17 protein-coding genes and 1 pseudogene are annotated in these 19,659 nt (G+C 67.3%); 4 read left to right on the top strand and 14 right to left on the bottom strand.

Going from position 1 to position 19,659, the window contains the following annotated elements; translation table 11 throughout:
- Window positions 1–434, top strand: a pseudogene (locus VTU_RS26700) (S-adenosylmethionine:tRNA ribosyltransferase-isomerase); the annotation flags it as partial.
- A 16-nt stretch (window positions 435–450) separates the two neighbouring features.
- Here VTU_RS26700 and VTU_RS0109585 read toward each other — a convergent pair.
- From VTU_RS0109585 to VTU_RS0109540, 10 genes are all read right to left on the bottom strand, one after another.
- A complete protein-coding gene (locus VTU_RS0109585; RefSeq protein ID WP_029554253.1) occupies window positions 451–1,176 on the bottom strand; it encodes a uracil-DNA glycosylase in 726 nt (241 codons plus the stop codon).
- Window positions 1,177–1,225: 49 nt separating this feature from the next.
- Window positions 1,226–2,029, bottom strand: coding sequence for an indole-3-glycerol phosphate synthase TrpC (gene trpC / locus VTU_RS0109580; protein WP_010103646.1), 804 nt, complete (start codon window positions 2,027–2,029; stop codon window positions 1,226–1,228).
- A complete protein-coding gene (gene trpD, locus VTU_RS0109575) occupies window positions 2,026–3,069 on the bottom strand; it encodes an anthranilate phosphoribosyltransferase (protein ID WP_010103644.1) in 1,044 nt (347 codons plus the stop codon). The genes trpC and trpD overlap by 4 nt, the downstream gene beginning before the upstream one ends.
- A 144-nt stretch (window positions 3,070–3,213) precedes the next feature.
- Complete coding sequence (locus tag VTU_RS0109570) at window positions 3,214–3,798, bottom strand: anthranilate synthase component II (protein WP_010103642.1); 585 nt, start codon at window positions 3,796–3,798, stop codon at window positions 3,214–3,216.
- Between the two features lie 40 nt (window positions 3,799–3,838).
- The gene (gene trpE, locus VTU_RS0109565; RefSeq protein WP_010103641.1) at window positions 3,839–5,338 is read right to left on the bottom strand and encodes an anthranilate synthase component I; all 1,500 of its coding nucleotides are present in this window, start codon (window positions 5,336–5,338) and stop codon (window positions 3,839–3,841) included.
- A gap of 312 nt (window positions 5,339–5,650) precedes the next feature.
- Window positions 5,651–6,034, bottom strand: a complete 384-nt coding sequence (locus VTU_RS0109560; RefSeq protein ID WP_010103640.1) for an EF-hand domain-containing protein — start codon at window positions 6,032–6,034, stop codon at window positions 5,651–5,653.
- 66 nt (window positions 6,035–6,100) lie between these two features.
- Entirely contained in the window at window positions 6,101–7,438 is a 1,338-nt protein-coding gene (glmM, locus tag VTU_RS0109555; RefSeq protein ID WP_010103639.1) for a phosphoglucosamine mutase, read from the bottom strand.
- Window positions 7,439–7,493: 55 nt separating this feature from the next.
- The gene (gene folP / locus VTU_RS0109550) at window positions 7,494–8,324 is read right to left on the bottom strand and encodes a dihydropteroate synthase (RefSeq protein WP_029554252.1); all 831 of its coding nucleotides are present in this window, start codon (window positions 8,322–8,324) and stop codon (window positions 7,494–7,496) included.
- Window positions 8,325–8,428: 104 nt separating this feature from the next.
- The gene (gene ftsH, locus VTU_RS0109545; protein WP_029554251.1) at window positions 8,429–10,351 is read right to left on the bottom strand and encodes an ATP-dependent zinc metalloprotease FtsH; all 1,923 of its coding nucleotides are present in this window, start codon (window positions 10,349–10,351) and stop codon (window positions 8,429–8,431) included.
- A 155-nt stretch (window positions 10,352–10,506) separates the two neighbouring features.
- Window positions 10,507–11,196, bottom strand: coding sequence for an RlmE family RNA methyltransferase (locus VTU_RS0109540; protein WP_010103636.1), 690 nt, complete (start codon window positions 11,194–11,196; stop codon window positions 10,507–10,509).
- Window positions 11,197–11,227: 31 nt separating this feature from the next.
- Between VTU_RS0109540 and VTU_RS0109535 the strand changes: the two genes are divergently transcribed.
- Both VTU_RS0109535 and VTU_RS0109530 read left to right on the top strand, forming a co-directional pair.
- Window positions 11,228–11,704 carry a YhbY family RNA-binding protein gene (locus VTU_RS0109535; RefSeq protein ID WP_010103635.1) on the top strand — a complete coding sequence of 159 codons (477 nt, stop codon included), beginning with the start codon at window positions 11,228–11,230 and terminating at the stop codon, window positions 11,702–11,704.
- Window positions 11,701–12,450 (top strand): hypothetical protein, encoded by a 750-nt coding sequence (locus VTU_RS0109530; protein WP_010103634.1) that lies wholly within the window; start codon window positions 11,701–11,703, stop codon window positions 12,448–12,450. The genes VTU_RS0109535 and VTU_RS0109530 overlap by 4 nt, the downstream gene beginning before the upstream one ends.
- A 35-nt stretch (window positions 12,451–12,485) precedes the next feature.
- Here VTU_RS0109530 and VTU_RS0109525 read toward each other — a convergent pair whose 3' ends face one another.
- The 4 genes from VTU_RS0109525 to carA all read right to left on the bottom strand — a co-directional run bounded on the left by VTU_RS0109525 (window position 12,486) and on the right by carA (window position 17,978).
- Window positions 12,486–12,959, bottom strand: a complete 474-nt coding sequence (locus VTU_RS0109525) for a DUF4149 domain-containing protein (RefSeq protein ID WP_010103633.1) — start codon at window positions 12,957–12,959, stop codon at window positions 12,486–12,488.
- A 7-nt stretch (window positions 12,960–12,966) separates the two neighbouring features.
- Window positions 12,967–13,443: a transcription elongation factor GreA gene (gene greA / locus VTU_RS0109520; RefSeq protein WP_010103632.1), complete on the bottom strand. Its 477-nt coding sequence runs from the start codon at window positions 13,441–13,443 to the stop codon at window positions 12,967–12,969.
- A gap of 126 nt (window positions 13,444–13,569) precedes the next feature.
- Window positions 13,570–16,815: a carbamoyl-phosphate synthase large subunit gene (gene carB, locus VTU_RS0109515; RefSeq protein WP_010103630.1), complete on the bottom strand. Its 3,246-nt coding sequence runs from the start codon at window positions 16,813–16,815 to the stop codon at window positions 13,570–13,572.
- Entirely contained in the window at window positions 16,815–17,978 is a 1,164-nt protein-coding gene (carA, locus tag VTU_RS0109510) for a glutamine-hydrolyzing carbamoyl-phosphate synthase small subunit (RefSeq protein ID WP_029554250.1), read from the bottom strand. Before carA ends, carB begins: the two co-directional genes overlap by 1 nt.
- A gap of 400 nt (window positions 17,979–18,378) precedes the next feature.
- Here carA and VTU_RS26695 point away from each other — a divergent pair.
- Window positions 18,379–19,659 (top strand): Ig-like domain-containing protein (locus VTU_RS26695; protein WP_010103625.1); only part of this gene is annotated, 1,281 nt, incomplete at its 3' end.

Raw genomic sequence — 19,659 nt, 5'->3', positions numbered from 1 at the left:
GCCGGCGTCACCCTGCACGTGGGCGCGGGCACCTTCCAGCTCGTGAAGACCGAGAACCTGGCCGAGCACCAGATGCACAGCGAGTGGTACCAGGTGCCCCCGGCCACGCTGGCCGCGCTCGGGCGCTGCCGCCAGCGCGGCGCCCGCGGGTCGCCGTAGGCACCACCACCGTGCGCACGCTCGAGTCCTGGGCACGCACGGGGCAGACCACGGGCGATACCAGCATCTTCATCACCCCGGGCTTCCGGTTCCAGGTGGTGGACGTGCTGCTCACCAATTTCCACCTGCCCAGGAGCACGCTGCTGATGCTCGTCAGCGCCTTTGCCGGCCACGCGCAGGTGATGGGGCTTTACCGCCATGCGATCGCGCAGCGCTACCGCTTCTTCAGCTATGGGGACGCCATGCTGCTCGAGCGCCCGCGCGGCGCGCCCTGAGCGGCCGCACAGGCGCTCAGTCCTGCGACCCGTGCCGCAGCCGAAACTCCCGCGCCCGGCCAAAGTGGCCGTTGCCCATGAACGGCACCGGCGGGCGCAGCGCCGAAAGCGGCGAGGGGTGGTTGGACATGAGCAGCAGATGCCCGCGGTCTGGCGCGATCCAGCTGCGCTTGGACTGCGCGTGCGCGCCCCAGAGCATGAAGACCACGGGGCGCTGGCCCTGGGCCACATGGCGGATGACCGCGTCGGTCAGATCTTCCCAGCCCTTGCCGGCGTGGCTCGCGGGCTGGCCCTCTTCCACCGTGAGGCCGGTGTTGAGCAGCAGCACGCCGTTCCGGGCCCATTTCACCAGGCTGCCGCCCGGTTCGGGCCAGGCGGGCATGGGCGTTCCCAGGTCGCGCTGCATTTCCTTGAAGATATTGCTCAACGAGGGCGGCAGTGGCACGCCGGGCGCCACGGAGAAGGCCAGCCCCTCGGCCTGGCCGCGGCCGTGGTATGGGTCCTGCCCCAGGATGACCACGCGCACCCGTTCGGGCGGCGTGAGCTCGAGCGCGCGCAGCGGCCGGGGCGGAAAGATCACCGCGCCCGCCTGCAACCGGGCCTGGAGAAACGCCAGCAGCGCCTGCCCGCGCGCGCCGGCAAAGAAGGCGTCGACCAGCGGCTGCCAGCCCGGCGCCACGGGCCAGTCGGCCGGGTCGGCGCGCATCAGCCGGGTTGGAGGAGGTGGAACCATGTCATTCATCGTCGGGGCCTCATGCGCATGCCTTTCTTGCAACCGCCGTCATCGGCTTCTACCCGGCAAACAACTTGGCCAGCGCCAGACCCGGGTCGTCCGCGCGCATGAAGGCTTCGCCGACCAGAAAGACCTGCACGCCCGCGGCGCGCAGGGTCTGCACGTCCTGCGGCGCAATGATTCCCGACTCGGTGACCGGCAGGCGGTCCGGCGGAATGTCACCGAGCAGGTCCAGCGTGGTCCCGATCGTGACCTCGAAGCTGCGCAGGTTGCGGTTGTTGACTCCCATGAGCGGGGTCCGGAGCCTGAGCGCGCGCTCCAGTTCGCGCCGGTCGTGCACCTCCACCAGAACGGCCATGTCCAGGCTGCGGGCGATGGCTTCGAAGTCGGCCAGCTGCGCGTCGTCGAGGCAGGCGGTGATCAGCAGGATCGCGTCCGCGCCCATGGCGCGGGACTCGTACACCTGGTAGGGGTCGATCAGGAAATCCTTGCGCAGCACCGGCAGCGGGCAGCTGGCGCGGGCCTGTTTGAGGTAGTCCACGCCGCCCTGGAAGAAGCGGGTGTCCGTCAGCACCGACAGGCAGGCTGCGCTCACCGCGCCGTCGCCCTCGGCGTAGCTTTGCGCGATGTCGGCCGGGACGAAGTCGGCGCGCAGCACGCCCTTGCTCGGGCTGGCCTTCTTGATCTCGGCGATCACCGCCGCTTGATTGCGCGCGATTTTGGCGCGCAGCGCGCCTTCGAAGTCGCGCGTGCGCATGCGGCTCTCGGCGTCGGCGCGCATGGCGGCGAGCGGCATGCGCTTTTTGGCGGCGGCCACTTCCTCGTGCTTGGTGGCCAGGATTTGGTTCAGGATGTCATTCATGGGGTGTCAGCGGAGGCGAGCGCGTGCGTGCGCACGACGAGTTGTTCCAACCGGGCGAGCGCGGCGCCCGAATCGATGGCGCTGCGGGCACGCACGATGCCTGCGGCGATGGTATCCACCACATTCGCCGCGTAGAGGGCGGCGCCGGCGTTCAGGCACACGATGTCGCGCGCAGCGCCGGCGTCGCCCCGGAGCACGCCGACCAGCATCGCGCGCGACTGCTCGGGCGTCTCGACCCGGAGCGCACGGTTGCTGAGCATGCCGATCCCGAAGTCCTCGGGGTGGATTTCGTACTCGGTGATCTGGCCGTTCCTGAGTTCGCCCACCAGCGTCGCGGCGCCCAGGCTCACTTCGTCCATGCCGTCGCGGCCATACACCACGAGCGCGTGCTCGGCGCCCAGGCGCTGCAGCGCGCGCACCTGTATGCCGACCAGGTCGGGGTGGAAAACGCCCATCAGGATGTTCGGCGCGCTGGCCGGGTTCGTCAGCGGGCCCAGGATGTTGAACAGCGTGCGCACGCCCAGTTCCTGCCGCACCGGGGCCACGTTCTTCATCGCGGGGTGGTGCCTGGGGGCAAACATGAAACCGATCCCCACCTCGGCGATGCACTGGGCGATGGCCTGCGGCGCGAGGTCGATGCGCACGCCCAGCGCCTCCATCACGTCGGCGCTGCCGCAGCGGCTCGAGACGCTGCGCCCGCCATGTTTGCTGACCTTGGCGCCCGCCGCAGCGGCGACGAACATGGCGCAGGTGGAGATGTTGAAGCTGCTGGTCCCGTCGCCACCGGTGCCCACGATGTCCACCAGATGCGTGCGCTCGGGCACCTGCACCTTGGTCGAAAACTCGCGCATCACCTGCGCGGCGGCGGTGATCTCGCCGATGGTCTCCTTCTTCACGCGCAGGCCGGTGACGATGGCGGCGGTCATGACGGGCGAGAGTTCGCCGTGCATGATCATGCGCATCAGCTGCAGCATCTCGTCGTGGAAGATTTCGCGGTGCTCGATCGTGCGCTGCAACGCTTCCTGGGGGGTGATGGACATCTGCCGTCTCCTGAAGTTTTTTTACGCCGCGGGCCGCCCGCCTCCAAAGCCCAGGCCAATGAGGCCCATGAATAAGGCGCTGAGCATGGGCAGTCGCTGGGTATCGGGCATGGGGGCTTTCGTCGGTCAGGGGGGTGCACGGGATCACGCGCCGGGGGCCGCGCGCTGCTCCAGAAAGTTCTTCAGCAGGGCGTGGCCATGCTCGGTGAGGATGCTCTCGGGGTGGAACTGCACGCCTTCCACGGCCAGCGTCCTGTGGCGCACGCCCATGATCTCGCCGTCCTCCGTCCAGGCCGTGATCTCCAGCGTGTCCGGGCAACTGGCGCGCTCGATGGCCAGCGAGTGGTAGCGGTTCACCGTGAACTGCGCGGGCAGCCCGGAGAACACGCCCTTTTGTGTGGTGCGAATGACGCTGGTCTTGCCGTGCATGAGCTGCCGGGCGCGCACGATGGTGCCGCCGAACGCGGCGCCTATGCTTTGGTGGCCCAGGCACACGCCCAAAATGGGCAGCTTGCCGGCAAATTGCCTGACCGCGGCGACGCAAATCCCGGCCTCGGCCGGCGAGCAGGGACCGGGCGAGATCACCAGGCGCTCGGGCGCGCGCGCGGCGATGCCATCCAGCGTGATCGCGTCGTTGCGCACCACCTCGACCTCGGCGCCGAGTTCGCCGAGGTACTGGACGATGTTGTAGGTAAAGCTGTCGTAGTTGTCGATCATCAGGAGTTTCATGCGGCGCTCCCCGGGCTTGCTGCTGCGCTGGTGTCACGGCTCATTCCAGGCCCTCCTCGACGAGTTCGGCGGCGCGCAGCAGCGCGCGCGCCTTGTGCTCGGTTTCCCTCCATTCCAGTTCGGGAACCGAATCGGCCACCACGCCTGCGGCCGCCTGCACGTGGAGCGTGCCGTCCTTGATGATTCCGGTGCGGATCGCAATCGCCAAGTCCATGTCGCCCGCGTAGCTCAGATAACCGCAGGCGCCGCCGTACAGACCGCGCTTGCCCGGTTCGAGCCGGTCGATGAGTTCCATGGCGTGCACCTTGGGCGCGCCGGTGAGCGTTCCGGCAGGGAAGCTGGCCCGCAGCACGTCCATGTTCGTCACGCCGTCGCGCAGCAGGCCCTCGACGTTGCTCACGATATGCATCACGTGGCTGTAGCGCTCCACCGCAAAGGCCTCGGTCACTTTCACGCTGCCGGTCTTGGCGATGCGGCCAATGTCGTTGCGCGCCAGATCGATCAGCATCACATGCTCGGCACGCTCCTTGGGGTCGTTGACGAGTTCGGCCTCGGCGGCCTGGTCCTTCTCGGGGGTGGCGCCGCGCGGGCGGGTTCCGGCCAGGGGGCGGATGGTGAGCTTGGCGCCGTCTGGCGTGCTCTCCTGGCGCACGAGGATCTCGGGGCTCGCGCCGACCACCTGGAATTCGCCAAAGTCGTAGAAGTACATGTACGGCGAGGGATTCAGCGAGCGCAGCGCACGGTACAGCGAGAGCGGGTCTTCGGTGTAGCGCTTGTGGATGCGCTGGCCCAGTTGCACCTGCATGAAGTCGCCCTCGGCGATCAGTTCCTTGGCGCGCTCCACGGCGGCGAGGTAGTCGGCCTTGGCAAAGGTGCGCTGCGCCGGGTGGCTTGCGCTGGCCTTGAGCACCGGGGCGCTCACCGAATACCGGAGTTGCTCCCGGAGATCGCGTAGCCGCTTGCGGCCCCGGGCGTAGGCCTCGGGCTGGGCCGGGTCGGCGTAGACGATGAGGTAGAGCTTGCCCGAGAGGTTGTCGATGACGGCCAGTTCCTCGCATTGCAGCAGCAGGATGTCCGGGCAGCCCAGGGTATCCGGCGGGCAGGTGCTTGCGAGTTTTTTCTCGATATGGCGCACCGTGTCGTAGCCGAAGTACCCCGCGAGCCCGCCGCAGAAACGCGGCAGACCGGGACGCAGCGCGACCTTGAAGCGCTGCTGGTACGCGGCGATGAAGTCCAGCGGGTTGCCCGGCGCGGATTCGACCACCTGGCCGTCGCTCAGCACCTCGGTGCGCGCGTCGGCGCCAAAGCCGCTGGCGCGCAACAGGGTGCGCGCTGGCAGACCGATGAAGCTGTAGCGGCCAAAGCGCTCGCCGCCGACCACGGATTCGAGCAGGAAGCTGTGCCTGCCGGCGTTCTGGGCATGGGCCAGCTTGAGGTACAGGGACAGGGGGGTTTCCAGATCCGCAAAGGCTTCGAGCATCAGCGGAATGCGGTTGTAGCCTTCGCTGGCCAGGCTTTTGAATTCAAGTTCCGTGATCACGCGGAGCACTCCCGGCAGGCAGCAACGCGGGCCCCGGTGTTTGGCACTTCTGGCGGGCGTTGCTGCGGTTCATTCAAACGGCCCCGGCGGGGGGCCACGGGTTCCCGGGCGGACCCGGGTGCCATCAGGCGTTCAAGGCGACGGCCCGGCGCCAGGGCCAGGCTCCCCGGTCGCTGCGACCTGTGATGAACATGCGGTGAATGAACATGGCGCGCAGTGTAGCAAAAAGCTTTGCCGGCCCGGTGGGTGGCGCGCCGCCTGCCCGCTCTCAAGCTCCCTTCGCGCAGCTTCGGGGGCCGTCCAGCAAAACCCTCAGGGCCGGGTCTGCGGTTCCGCTGGCGCCGCCGCCGGGGCCTCCCGCGCGGCCCGGTTGCGCTCCCGTTCTGCACGGTACTTGGCGGCGAACTCCCGGACTTCTGCATACGACACGTAGCCGTCGCCGTCCGTGTCCGCCGCGTCAAAGGCGTTCGCCAGGCGGGGGAAAAGCCTGACTTCCGTGCGGCTGAGCTTGCCGTCGCCGTTCAGGTCCAGCAGCCTGAACTCGCGCATGGCCTTGGCTTCGCCCTGGGTCAGCGGGGCCCGTGATTCGGCGGTGGCGCCGGCCGGGGCTGGCTCCGGGGCGGCCGGCGCCTGGGCCGCGCCATGCACCCACAGGGCCGACAAGACCAGTCCCGCGAATGGTGTTCTCTTGCGCATGGCTGTGCTCCTCATCGCGTGCATGGCGTGGATCGATGCGCAGGCAACTCTCGGGGGGTGCTTCGATCAACCCGCGCGCGCGGCGTCCACGAGCCGCTGCGCGCATGCGCCGGCGTGTTGGGCGTCGCGCGCCTCGACCATCACCCGCAGCAAGGGCTCGGTGCCGCTGGCGCGGATGAGCACCCGGCCCGCCGCGCCGAGTTCCTGTTCCACCGCCCGTGTGGTGTCTGCGAGCACGCGGTTCGACTTCCAGTCCTGCTGCCCCGGGGCCAAACGGACGTTGTGCAGCACCTGGGGATACAGCGTGACGCCGCCGAGCAGCTGCGCCAGCGTGCAGGCGCTGCGCACGCAGGCCTGGAGCACCTGCAAGGCGCTCACCAGACCGTCGCCGGTGGTATGGCGATCCAGTACCAGCAAATGCCCGGAGCCTTCGCCGCCCAGCACCCAGCGGCGGCGCACCAGTTCTTCGAGCACGTACCGGTCCCCCACCTGGGTGCGCACCAGCTGCACGCCCTTGGCCTGCAACGCCGCCTCGACGGCCATGTTCGTCATCAGGGTGCCGACGACGCCGGGCACATGCTCGTCCCGGCCCATGCGGTCGCAGACCATCAGATACAGCAACTCGTCGCCGTTGTACAAACGCCCCGTGGCGTCCACGATCTGCACGCGGTCGGCGTCGCCATCGAGCGCGATCCCGTAGTCCGCGCCGTGCTCCCGCACGGCGCGCACCAGGGCGTCGGGATGCATTGCGCCCACCCCGTGGTTGATGTTCAGGCCGTCGGGCGAACAGCCGATCGGGAGCACCTCGGCCCCCAGTTCATGGAACACCTTGGGCGCCACCTGGTAGGCCGCGCCGTGCGCCGCGTCCACCACGATCTTCAGGTCCTTGAGGGTCAGGTCCTGCGGAAAACTGCTTTTGCAAAATTCGATGTAGCGCCCGGCGGCGTCGTCGAGCCGCCGCGCCCGACCCAGGCGGGCCGAGTCGGCCCACACCGGCGGATCGCCCAGGGCCGCTTCCACGGCCTGCTCCCAGGCATCGGAGAGCTTGCTGCCTTGCGCGCCGAAGAATTTGATTCCGTTGTCGGGGTACGGGTTATGGCTCGCACTGATGACCACCCCCAGACTGGCGCGCAGGGCTCGGGTCAGATAGGCCACCCCGGGCGTGGGCAGGGGGCCCAGCAGAACGACGTCCACCCCCGCAGAATTGAACCCGGACTCCAGCGCACTCTCGAGCATGTAGCCGGAAATGCGCGTGTCCTTGCCGATCAGCACCGAGGGGCGCTCCTGCGTCTGGCGCAGCACGTGGCCCACGGCGTGCGCCAGGCGCAGCACGAAATCCGGCGTGATCGGCGGCTGCCCGACCGTGCCGCGAATGCCGTCGGTTCCAAAGTATTGGCGTGTCATGGTGCAGCGTCTCCTGGTGCTTCTTCCGTTGCCCGTCGTCTCTCGTCGTCTGAAATCAGCAGGCCCGCCGCATGGCGCTCCACACCGCCAGCGCAGCCACCGTTGCACGCACGTCGTGCACGCGCACAACGGCCGCGCCGCGCTCCACGGCCAGAACCGCCGCAGCCACGCTGGGCGCCATGCGCTGGTCCACGTCCAGTCCCGTGACCGCGCCCAGGGACGACTTGCGCGACCAGCCCACCAGCAGGGGATAGCCCGCGGCCAGGAGCGCCGACTGCCTTGCCAGCAAAGCGAAGTTCTGCTCCGCCGTCTTGCCGAAGCCGATTCCCGGGTCCAGCACGATGCGCGTCCTTTCGACCCCCTGCGCGAGCAAGCCATGCGCCGATCGCTCCAGGAATGACAGCACCCGGGACAACACATCGCCGTCCATGGGCTCCAGTTGCATGCTCTGCGGGTCGCGGTGCATGTGCATCAGGCAGACCCCGCAGCGCGGGTGCGCCGCGACGACGGCCGCGGCCCCTGGCTGGCGCAGCGCCCAGACGTCGTTCACGATGTCGGCGCCCAGATCCAGCACCGCCTGCATGACCTCGGGCTTGCAGGTATCGACGGAGATGGGCACACCCAGGGAAACGGCGTCCCGCACCAGGGGCAGCACGCGCGCCAGTTCCACGTCCAGCGGAACTGCCCGGCTGCCGGGGCGCGTGGATTCCCCCCCGATGTCGAGAATCCGGGCGCCGTCCTCAAGGAGTTGCTCGCAATGCCTCAGGGCCGCGGGGGTGGAGTCATGGCGCCCCCCATCGGCAAAGGAGTCTGGCGTCACGTTGACGATGCCCATGACCTGGGGCCGGGTCAGGTCAATGGAGAAGCGGGAGGTCTGCCAGATCATCGATGCATCGAAAAACGGCGCCGCGCCGAAGCGGAGCCGGAACGTCGGGGAGAAGAAAACACCGGCCAACGAACGACGAGGGCGAGGGCCCGGGAGCCCCGCGCTCAGGCCGCTGTTGGAGCGGTTCCCGTAGCCACCGCAGGCGTGCCACCGCTGGAGTTGTCGCCCCCCGACGAGGGCGGCGTGCGGGGTACCCAGTCCGTGGGCGGACGGGGCGGCTTGCCTGCCATGATGTCATTGATCTGGTCCGCGTCGATGGTCTCCCACTCGAGCAGGGCCTGGGCCATGGCGTGTATCTTGTCGCGGCTCGCTTCGATCAACCGGCGCGCCAGGTTGTACTGCTCGTCGATGATGCGGCGCACCTCGGCATCGACCTTCTCCATGGTTTGCTCGCTCATGTTGATGGTCTTGGTCACCGAGCGGCCCAGGAAGATTTCGCCTTCGTTTTCGGCGTACACCATGGGGCCCAGGGCCTCGGTCATGCCGTAGCGGGTGACCATGTCGCGCGCGATGTGGGTCGCGCGCTCAAAGTCATTGCTGGCCCCCGTGGTCATCTGGTTCATGAACACTTCTTCGGCAATGCGGCCACCGAAGAGCATGCTGATCCGGTTGAGCATGTACTCGCGGTCGTAGCTGTAGCGGTCCTGCTCGGGCAGGCTCAGCGTCACACCCAGGGCGCGGCCCCGGGGGATGATGGTGACCTTGTGCACCGGGTCGCATTTGGGCAGCAGCTTGCCGATGAGCGCGTGGCCGGACTCGTGGTAGGCCGTGTTGCGCCGCTCCTCCTCGGGCATGACCATGCTCTTGCGCTCGGGGCCCATGAGGATTTTGTCCTGGGCCCTCTCGAAGTCCTGCATCTCCACGGTGCGCGCGTTGCGCCGCGCGGCCATGAGGGCGGCTTCGTTGCACAGGTTGGCCAGATCGGCGCCGCTCATTCCGGGCGTGCCGCGGGCGATGATTCCGGGGGCCACGTCCTGGCCGATCGGGATCTTGCGCATGTGCACGTTCAGGATCTGCTCGCGGCCCCGGATGTCGGGCAGCGTTACGTACACTTGGCGATCGAAACGGCCGGGGCGCAGCAGCGCAGAGTCCAGAATGTCGGGGCGGTTGGTCGCGGCGACCACGATCACGCCCAAGTTGGTCTCGAAGCCGTCCATCTCGACGAGCATCTGGTTGAGCGTTTGCTCGCGCTCGTCGTTGCCGCCGCCCAGGCCGGCGCCGCGCTGGCGGCCCACGGCGTCGATCTCGTCGATGAAGATGATGCAGGGCGCGTTCTTCTTGGCGTTGTCGAACATGTCGCGCACACGGGCCGCGCCCACACCGACGAACATTTCCACGAAGTCGGAACCCGAGATGCTGAAGAACGGCACCTTGGCCTCGCCCGCAATGGACTTGGCGAGCAGCGTCTTGCCGGTACCGGGCGGGCCGACCAGCAGCAGGCCCCGGGGAATGCGGCCACCGAGCTTCTGGAACTTCTGCGGGTCCTTGAGGAAGTCCACGACCTCCTTGACCTCTTCCTTGGCTTCATCACAGCCGGCCACGTCGGCGAACGTGACCTGGTTGCTGTTCTCGTCGAGCATGCGCGCCTTGCTCTTGCCGAAGCTGAAGGCCCCCCCCTTGCCGCCGCCCTGCATCTGGCGCATGAAGTACACCCACACGCCGATGAGCAGCAGCATCGGCCCCCAGCTGACGAGCAAGGTCATGAACAGGGAGCCTTCCTCACGGGGCCTGACGTCGAACTTGACGTTGTGGTTCAGGAGGTCGCCCACGAGGCCCCGATCGAGCACCGACGCATTCGTGCGGATCTTGCGCTCGTCGGTGGTCGTGGCGACGATCTCGCCGCCACTCAGTCCTTCGGGAATGGTGGCGTTCTTGATGCGGCCGCCGCGCACCTCTTCAAGAAATTCGGAATACCCGATGTGTCCGGAACTGGCCGATCCCCGGGTGTCGAACTGTTTGAACACCGTGAACAGCACCATGGCGATGACCAGCCAAACGGCAATTTTTGAAAACCACTGATTGTTCAAGCGGAGCTCCAGTTGCGGGGGCAGATAGAACGGAAGTGCCGTCACGAACCGTCACGGCAAAGATATGCGGCCCATTTTATGTGTTTCAAGCCGCGAGGTCATGCGGATTGCGCGCGTGACCATCGAAGCAACGTGGACTTTGCGCGGCGCTGTTTTCAGGCGCTCCGGGCAAGCTCCGTTGCAGCCGCCCCTTTTCCAGGCCCCAAGCCCCTGCCCACCAGGAAGGTTTCGGCGGACTTGCCGCGCGAGGCCTTGGGTTTGAAGGGCTTGACCCGCTGGAAGGTCTGCTGGAACAGGCTCACCAAATCGCTGTAGCCACTGCCGTGGAAAAGCTTGGCCACCAGCGCCCCTTCCGGTTTCAGGTGCTTGCAGGCGAAGTCCAGCGCCAGTTCCACCAGCTGCGCCATGCGCGCCGCGTCCGCGGACCCGATGCCGGACAGATTCGGCGCCATGTCCGACACCACGACGTCCACCCCCCGGCCGTTCAATGCCTGCTCCAGGCGCTCGCGCATCTCGGGCGCGCGAAAGTCGCCATGCAGATAGGTCACGCCCTCGATGGGCTGCATCGGCAGGATGTCCAGCGCGATGATCGTGCCGTCGAGCGGCCCCGCCGCGCCCGCCGCCATGCGCCTGCGCAGGTACTGGCTCCAGGCGCCGGGCGTGCAGCCGAGATCGACCACGGTGTAGCCGGGTCTGATCAGGCCCAGCTGCTCGTCCATCTCCTGGAGCTTGTAGGCGGCGCGGGCGCGGTAGCCCTCTTTCCGGGCCAATTTGACGTAGGGGTCGTTGACGTGCTCATTCAGCCACGCCCTGTCGACCTTCCCGCTTTTGGTTTTGACTTTCATCGCTTCTCGTCCTGCCTCGATAATACGGCGCATGCCCGCCATTCAACTGACTCCCGCAGAGCGCCGGGAACACCGCGCCCAGGCGCACCACCTGGACCCCGTGGTCCTGATCGGCGGCGCCGGCCTGAGCGCCGCCGTCACCCGGGAGGTTGACGCCGCACTGAACGCCCATGGGCTGATCAAGGTGCGCGTCGCGCACGACGACCGCGCGGCCCGCGAGCTGATGTATCAGCAGCTCGCGACCGCGCTCGACGCGGCCCCCATCCAGCACATCGGCAAACTGCTGGTGCTATGGCGCCCCCAGCCGGTCAAGGAGCGTGCACCCGCGCAGGACCGCATGCCCGGCCCGCGCGACGTCAGGCTGCTCAAGTACAGCAAGCGCAGCGGCCAGCGCCCGGAAATCCGGCAATTGCGCGTGCTGGGCAATCAGCGCCTGACCGCGGGCGGGCAGATCAAGCGCGCCAAGCCGAAGCAAAAATCCATCAAGAAGCGCCAGGCGAGTGGATGAGTCCCCAGGCAGCACCGGCGCGCAGCCGCCATGTCCTGTGCATGAAATGGGGCTCGAAATACGGCCCCGAATACGTCAACCGGCTCTACGCCATGGTGCGCAGGCAGCTCACGGGTGACTTCCGCTTCATCTGCCTGACCGACGACAGCCGCGCCATCCGCAGCGAGGTGCAGTGCCTGCCCATCCCCGCGCTCGCGCTGCCTGCGGGCATTCCCGAGAGGGGCTGGACCAAGCTCGTGACCTTCAGCGCCGACCTGCACGGCCTCCAGGGCACGGCCTTGTTCCTCGATCTGGACCTGGTCATCACCGGGAGTCTGGATGCATTCTTCACCCACCCGGGCGCGTTCCTGATCATCCACGACTACAAGCGCCCCTGGCGCATCACCGGCAATTCGTCGGTCTACCGCTTCGAGCTCGGCGCGCACTCCGACGTGCTGGAGCATTTCCGCGCGCATTGCGCCGCGATACGCGCCCGGTTTCGCAACGAGCAGGCCTATCTGTCCGACTTTCTGCACCAGCAGGGCCAGCTGCAATACTGGCCCGCCGCGTGGTGCCCGAGTTTCAAATACCACGGCATACCGCCCTGGCCGACGAACTACTGGCGCCCGCCGTGCATTCCGCCGGCTGCGCGCATCGTGATCTTCCACGGGGAATGCAATCCGCCGGACGCGCTCGCGGGGCGGCGCAATCGCCGCTGGCGCTACATCCGCCCCGCCCCCTGGGTGGCGCAGCACTGGCGCGAATGAAGAACCCTTCTGCGCCCCCGCAGGGGTATCCGGTTTCAGGTGCCGCCGGCTGCGTCCCCCCGCTGCTCGAAACCATCGGGCGCCGGAGCCTGGCCCAGAATGCGCCACAGCACGGCCAGAGCGCAGCACCACTGCACCGCGTACATCACCGTGCCCACGCCGTGCCACCAGCGCAGGTCCTGGCGGGCCACGATGCGCGGCGCCACGCCAAACTGGCTCAGCAATGCCAGCAGCATGCCCCCGAGTATGCAGACCATGGCGTCCCGCGCCCATGGATACGGCGCCGCATGCTTTGGCCTGCAAGCGAACAGCAGCACCAGGCCACAGGCCAGCGTCACCCAGGTTTGCGCAGCGAACAGCTCGGCGGCCATGCCGCCTGCCAGCGCTGGCGTCGGCAGCTTGGCAAACAGCAGGGGAGCCACCAGCAAACCCAGGGTGCTCAGGCTGCCCCACCACAGGGCGGCGGCCAGCGCCGGAAGGCGGCGACGCAGGCCCGGTGCGCGGCGCATGGGCCGTTCACCGGTAGTGGACCGCCACGACCTCGTAGCGGTGGATTCCGCCGGGCGCCTGCACCTCGGCCGTATCGCCCTCTTGCTTGCCGATCAGCGCGCGCGCGATGGGGCTGGAGATATTGATCAGCCCCTGCTTCAGGTCGGCCTCGTCCTCGCCCACGATCTGGTACTTCACCGTATCGCCGGAGGCCTCGTCCTCCAACTCCACCGTGGCGCCGAACACCACCTTGCCGCCCGCGTCGAGCGCGCAGGGGTCGATGATCTGCGCGGCGGACAGCTTGCTTTCGATCTCCTGAATGCGGCCTTCGACAAAACCCTGGCGCTCCTTGGCCGCGTCGTACTCGGCGTTCTCGCCCAGGTCACCCTGCGCGCGCGCCTCGGAAATTGCGCTGATCACCGCGGGACGCTCCACGGTTTTCAGGCGCAGCAACTCCTCCTTGAGCTTTTCGGCGCCGCGCTTGGTGATCGGAATGGTGGCCATGCTTGTCAGTCTCCACGGGTCAGGGCATCCGCAGGGCCTCGCCGGCGGGCTGCAAAAAGGAAACCGCCGCGCGGCGGGCGCGCGGCGGTGTCTGGTCAGGCACGGATTATGCCGTTTTGCCGGCGCTCAGGCCAGCAGTTGCGCGTGCAGTTCCTGCAGCGAATACACGCCGAGCCGGTCGAGGTGGCGCATGCCCTCGACGGCGGCTTCGGCGCCGAAGATGGTGGTGAAGGTGGTCACGCGCGCCTGCAGCGACGAGGTGCGGATCGCGCGCGAATCGGCGATTGCGTTGCGCCGCTCTTCCACCGTGTTGATGACCATCACGATCTCGTCGTTCTTGATCATGTCGACGATGTGCGGGCGGCCTTCGGTGACCTTGTGCACCAGTTGGACCGCGACCCCCGCAGCCTCGATGGCCGCTGCCGTTCCCTTGGTCGCAACGAGCTCGAAACCCAGCGCGGCCAGTTGCCGCGCGATCTCCACCGCGCGCGGCTTGTCGCCGTTCTTCACGGTGAGGAACACCTTGCCCGCGGTGGGCAGCCGGGTTCCCGCGCCGAGCTGGCTCTTCACGAAGGCTTCGCCAAAGGTCTTGCCCACGCCCATGACTTCGCCGGTGGACTTCATCTCGGGGCCGAGGATGGTGTCCACGCCGGGGAACTTGACGAAGGGGAACACGGCCTCCTTGACGCTGAAGTAAGGCGGCGTGACTTCCCGGGTGATTCCCTGCGAGGCCAGCGACTGGCCCGCCATGCAGCGCGCGGCCACCTTGGCCAGAGGGATTCCCGTGGCCTTGGAGACGAAGGGCACGGTGCGCGACGCGCGCGGGTTGACCTCGAGCACGTAGATCAGATCCTGGCCACCGACCTCCTGGATCGCGAACTGCACGTTCATCAGACCGACCACGTTCAGGCCCGCGGCCAGGGCGGCGGACTGGCGCTTGAGCTCATCGACCGTCTCCCGGGACAGGTAGTAGGGGGGCAGCGAGCAGGCCGAGTCGCCCGAGTGCACACCGGCCTGCTCGATGTGCTCCATCACGCCGCCGATGAAGGTCTGGCCTTGCGCGTCGCGCAGGCAATCGACGTCGCATTCGATGGCGTCGTTCAGGAAGCGGTCGAGCAGCACCGGAGCGTCGTGGCTTACCTGCACGGCCTCGTGCATGTAGCGCTCCAGGTCGCGCTGCTCGTGCACGATCTCCATCGCGCGGCCACCGAGCACATAGCTGGGACGCACCACCAGGGGGTAGCCCAGCGTGGCCGCTTTTTCGAGCGCCTGCGCCTCGGTGCGGGCCGTGGCGTTGGGTGGCTGGCGCAGGCCCAGTGCGCCGAGCAGCTTCTGGAAGCGTTCGCGGTCTTCGGCCGCGTCGATCATGTCGGGGCTGGTGCCGATGATGGGAACGCCTTCGGCCTCCAGGTCCAGCGCCAGCTTCAGCGGGGTCTGGCCGCCGTACTGCACGATCACGCCGGTGGGCTTTTCCTTTTCGACGATCTCGAGCAGGTCTTCGAGCGTGAGCGGCTCGAAGTACAGGCGGTCGGACATGTCGTAGTCGGTCGATACCGTCTCCGGATTGCAGTTGACCATGATGGTTTCGTAGCCATCCTCGCGCATGGCGAGCGCGGCGTGCACGCAGCAGTAGTCGAACTCGATCCCCTGGCCGATGCGGTTCGGGCCACCGCCGAGCACCATGATTTTCTTGTTGCTGCTCGGCGCGGCCTCGCATTCGTCCTCGTAGGTCGAGTACATATACGCCGTGCGGGTAGAAAATTCTGCCGCGCAGGTGTCCACGCGCTTGTACACCGGGCGCAGGTTCAGCGCATGGCGCGCTGCGCGCACGGCCTTTTCGCGGGTCTTGAGGAGCTTCGCCAGGCGGCGGTCGGAAAAGCCTTTCTTCTTCAACGCGCGCAGCGTGTCGGCGTCCAGGCTCGCCAATGCGCCTTCGCCCTTTTCCACGGCCAGTCGATCGAGATCCAGCTCGATCTTCACGAGTTCCTCGATCTGCACCAGGAACCATTTGTCGATCCAGGTGAGCGCGTACACCTCGTCGACCGACAGGCCCATGGCAAACGCATCGCCCACGTACCAGATGCGCTCGGGGCCGGGCGCGCCGAGTTCCTTTTCGAGCACTTCGCGGTCCTGCGTCTTCTCGTTCATGCCGTCCACGCCCACCTCCAGACCGCGCAGGGCTTTCTGAAACGACTCCTGGAACGTGCGGCCCATGGCCATCACCTCGCCCACGGACTTCATTTGCGTGGTCAGGCGGCTGTCGGCCGTGGGGAATTTTTCAAACGCAAAGCGCGGAATCTTCGTGACCACGTAGTCGATCGAGGGCTCGAACGACGCCGGCGTCACGCCCCCGGTGATGTCGTTCCTGAGCTCGTCGAGCGTGTAGCCCACGGCGAGCCGCGCCGCGACCTTGGCGATCGGAAAGCCCGTGGCCTTGGACGCCAACGCGGACGAGCGCGAGACGCGCGGGTTCATCTCGATGACGACCATGCGCCCGTCCTTCGGGTTCAGCGCGAACTGCACGTTCGAGCCGCCCGTGTCCACGCCGATCTCGCGCAGCACCGCGAGCGAGGCGTTGCGCATGATCTGGTACTCCTTGTCGGTCAGCGTCTGCGCCGGCGCCACGGTGATCGAGTCGCCGGTGTGCACGCCCATGGGGTCGAGGTTCTCGATGGAGCAGACGATGATGCAGTTGTCCGCCTTGTCGCGCACCACCTCCATCTCGTATTCCTTCCAGCCGAGCAGCGATTCTTCGATCAGCAGTTCGCTCGTGGGCGAGGCCTCCAGGCCGCGCTTGCAGATGCTCTCGAACTCTTCGGGGTTGTAGGCGATTCCGCCGCCCGTTCCGCCGAGCGTGAAGCTCGGGCGGACCACGGTAGGAAAGCCCAGGCTCCTTTGCACCGCCCAGGCCTCCTGCATGCTGTGGGCGATTCCCGAGCGCGCCGAGCCCAGGCCGATCCGGGTCATCGCGTCCTTGAACTTCAGCCGGTCCTCGGCCTTGTCAATGGCCTCGGGGCTGGCGCCTATGAGCTCGACCCGGTACTTGTCGAGCACGCCGTTGTGCCACAGGTCGAGCGCGCAGTTGAGCGCGGTCTGGCCGCCCATGGTCGGCAGGATCGCGTCGGGACGCTCGCGCGCGATGATCTTTTCCACCGTCTGCCAGGTGATGGGCTCGATATAGGTCACGTCGGCCGTGGCCGGGTCGGTCATGATCGTCGCCGGGTTGCTGTTGATCAGGATGACCCGGTAGCCCTCCTCGCGCAGCGCCTTGCAGGCCTGCACGCCCGAGTAGTCGAATTCGCAGGCTTGGCCGATGACGATCGGGCCGGCGCCAATGATGAGGATGGACGCGAGGTCGGTGCGCTTGGGCATCAGTTTTTCTCCATCAGCGCGGTGAAGCGGTCAAACAGGTAGGCGATGTCGTGCGGGCCGGGCGACGCCTCGGGGTGGCCCTGGAAGCAGAACGCAGGCCGGTCGGTGCGCTCCAGGCCCTGCAGCGTGCCGTCGAACAGGCTGACATGCGTGGCGCGCAGGCAGGCGGGAAGCGACTCCATGGCCACGGCAAAGCCGTGGTTCTGGCTGGTGATGCTCACGCGGCCGCTGGCCAGGTCCTTCACCGGGTGGTTGGCGCCATGGTGGCCGTGGTCCATCTTGAAGGTCCTGGCGCCCGAGGCCAGGGCCATGATCTGGTGGCCCAGGCAGATGCCGAACACGGGGATGCCGCTGTCCATGATCTGCCGGGTGGCGTCGATGGCGTAGTCGCAGGGTTGCGGGTCGCCGGGGCCGTTGGACAGGAAGACGCCGTCGGGCCGCATGGCGAGCACCTCGGCTGCGGGTGTTCGTGCGGGCACCACCGTCAGCCGGCAGGCGCGCTCGGCGAGCTGGCGCAGGATGTTTTTCTTCACGCCAAAGTCGTAGACCACCACATGCCAGCGCGGCTGCCCGAGTTCGCCATGGCCGCTACCGATTCGCCACGCGGTCTGCGTCCAGTCGTAGCGCACCGCGGTGCTCACCACCTGGGCCAGGTCCTGCCCCTCCATGCCGGGGGCCGCCCGGGCCTGCGCGCTGGCTGCGTCGATGCGTTCCTGCGTAAGCGCCTGCCCCGGGGCCAGGCCCACGATGGCGCCGTTCTGCGCGCCCTTGCTGCGCAGCAAACGGGTCAGCTTGCGGGTATCCACGCCGGCGATGGCAACGGTCTGCTGACGCACCAGGTATTGCGCGAGCGTCTCCGTCGCGCGGAAGTTGCTGGCCAGCAGCGGCAGGTCTTTGATGACCAGGCCCGCGGCATGGATCTTGTCGGCCTCGACGTCTTCGCCGTTGACGCCGCAGTTGCCGATGTGCGGGTACGTGAGCGTCACGATCTGCTGGAAGTAGCTCGGGTCGGTGAGGATTTCCTGGTAGCCGGTGAGCGCGGTGTTGAACACCAGCTCTCCGACCGTGCTGCCACTGGCGCCTATCGAATGGCCGATAAAGACCGTGCCGTCTGCAAGCGCCAGGATGGCGGGCGGGGAATTTCCCTGTAGAGACAAAAGCACTGGGTTCTCCGGATGGTTACGGTCGCCCCGCGCCTGCGGTCCACCCGCGCGCGGGTGCCAGCGGCTGTTCTCGAAAGGGTTGTTGCTTGGGCTACAGGTCGGGCGACGCGGTTGCGCGAAAAGCCTTGGATTGTATCCCCTCGCCACGGCCCACCCGCCGCCGCACAGGCCATGCGTGTTCGGCACCGGCCGCCCGGCCACGCCGAAATTTGCCGCCCGCGCACGGCAAGAGCGGATTGCACAAGGCGCGCCAGCGCTGTGTCCCGATGTACATAACTGTGTCAAAACATTCTTTAGCTAAACTTCGCCATCGACAGGAAATGACCCCTGCGCTGCGGCTGCAAACCGCTTCCACGGCGTAATACGGAAATTCAGGTCACAACCCATCAGGAGGATACCCTTGGCAGTTACAGTAAAAAGCATCACTATTTCGGATTCCAACAACGAGGGCTACCTGACCACAAAGGAAATCGATTCCTTGCAGGTCAGGGTCGCATTCACCGAAGCGGTGACTTTCGACAGCATCAATGAAGGGAGCGTGCACGCCACTTTTGGCGAGCTGTTCGACGCGAGCGGATCGGCGCACGACGCCCGGTTGGTCTGGGTTTTCAGCGCCAGGCCCAGGCCGATTCCCGCGCCAAAGAGCCGCGCCGTGGTCACCCTGAACCTGGACCGGATCATCGACAGCGACGGCAACCCGGGCAGCGGACAGGCGAGCAACAGCGACGCCGCAATGGACACCCAGGGCGGTATTTCCACGGTTGACCCCCTGTGGCCGCGGATCGACAGCATCTCCTTCGGAGACCCCAAACTCAAAACCGCCGGGACCACCTCCATCGTCATGCTTCCCGTCACCATGACCTTCAACGAAGTGGTGCCCGGCCTGGACGCGGGGACCTCGCTGGCCGTCTCCGGCGGCACGCTGTCCAACTTTGCAAACCCTGACGGCAGCCTCACCTGGCACGCCACCCTGACCGTGTACTCCGGCAGCGCAGAGATCGACGACATCATTCGCCGGGACTACCTCGGCGCAGTCACCGATCAGGACGGCAACCTGCTCTCGACCCCCACCGTGCCCCAGCTGACCGAAATCAGCTTTCCCGACTCCCATCGCGCAGAGGGGGAGGACACCACCGTCGCCCTGAGCTTCGACAAGGAAGTGACCGGCCTCACACGGCAGACCTCCCTGCCCATGGACGGCGGCGTGCTGACCGGCTTTGAGCGCGTGGACAGCGACGGAACCATCTGGCATGCGATCCTGACCCCGGAGACCGGCAGCGAAGACGACGACAGCCACACCGTGGACATGCACGACGTGAGCGACGACCTGCTCTCGGCCACGCCCCCCGTCAGCGAAGGCAGCAACACCGCCACCACGACCACCGACACCCGCCCCGTAGTAGCCGGGGAGGACCGCACTCGGAACGCTGCCGGCAAGGACGCCGCCCGGCCCGTGGACAACGCCGGCTCCAAGGCCATCCACGACAGACCCAATCCCTCCGCAGACCAGCCCCGGGACCCCGCAGCCGCAGGCGGCAACGACACCAAGAGCAGCCAGCGCACCGCCGTGGCCTCCACCCCCCCTGTCGTCAAGCCAAGCACGCACGGCAGCCACGACGGCAAGGGAAGCGGACAAAAGGACAACACCGACGCCGCAGTGAACACCGGGGGCAGCACTTCC

The sequence above is a fragment of the Verminephrobacter aporrectodeae subsp. tuberculatae At4 genome (genome assembly GCF_000193225.1).
GTDB lineage: Bacteria > Pseudomonadota > Gammaproteobacteria > Burkholderiales > Burkholderiaceae_C > Acidovorax > Acidovorax aporrectodeae.
Note: the sequence above shows the minus strand (reverse complement) of the source record. Positions and strands in the feature narration are given on the sequence as shown.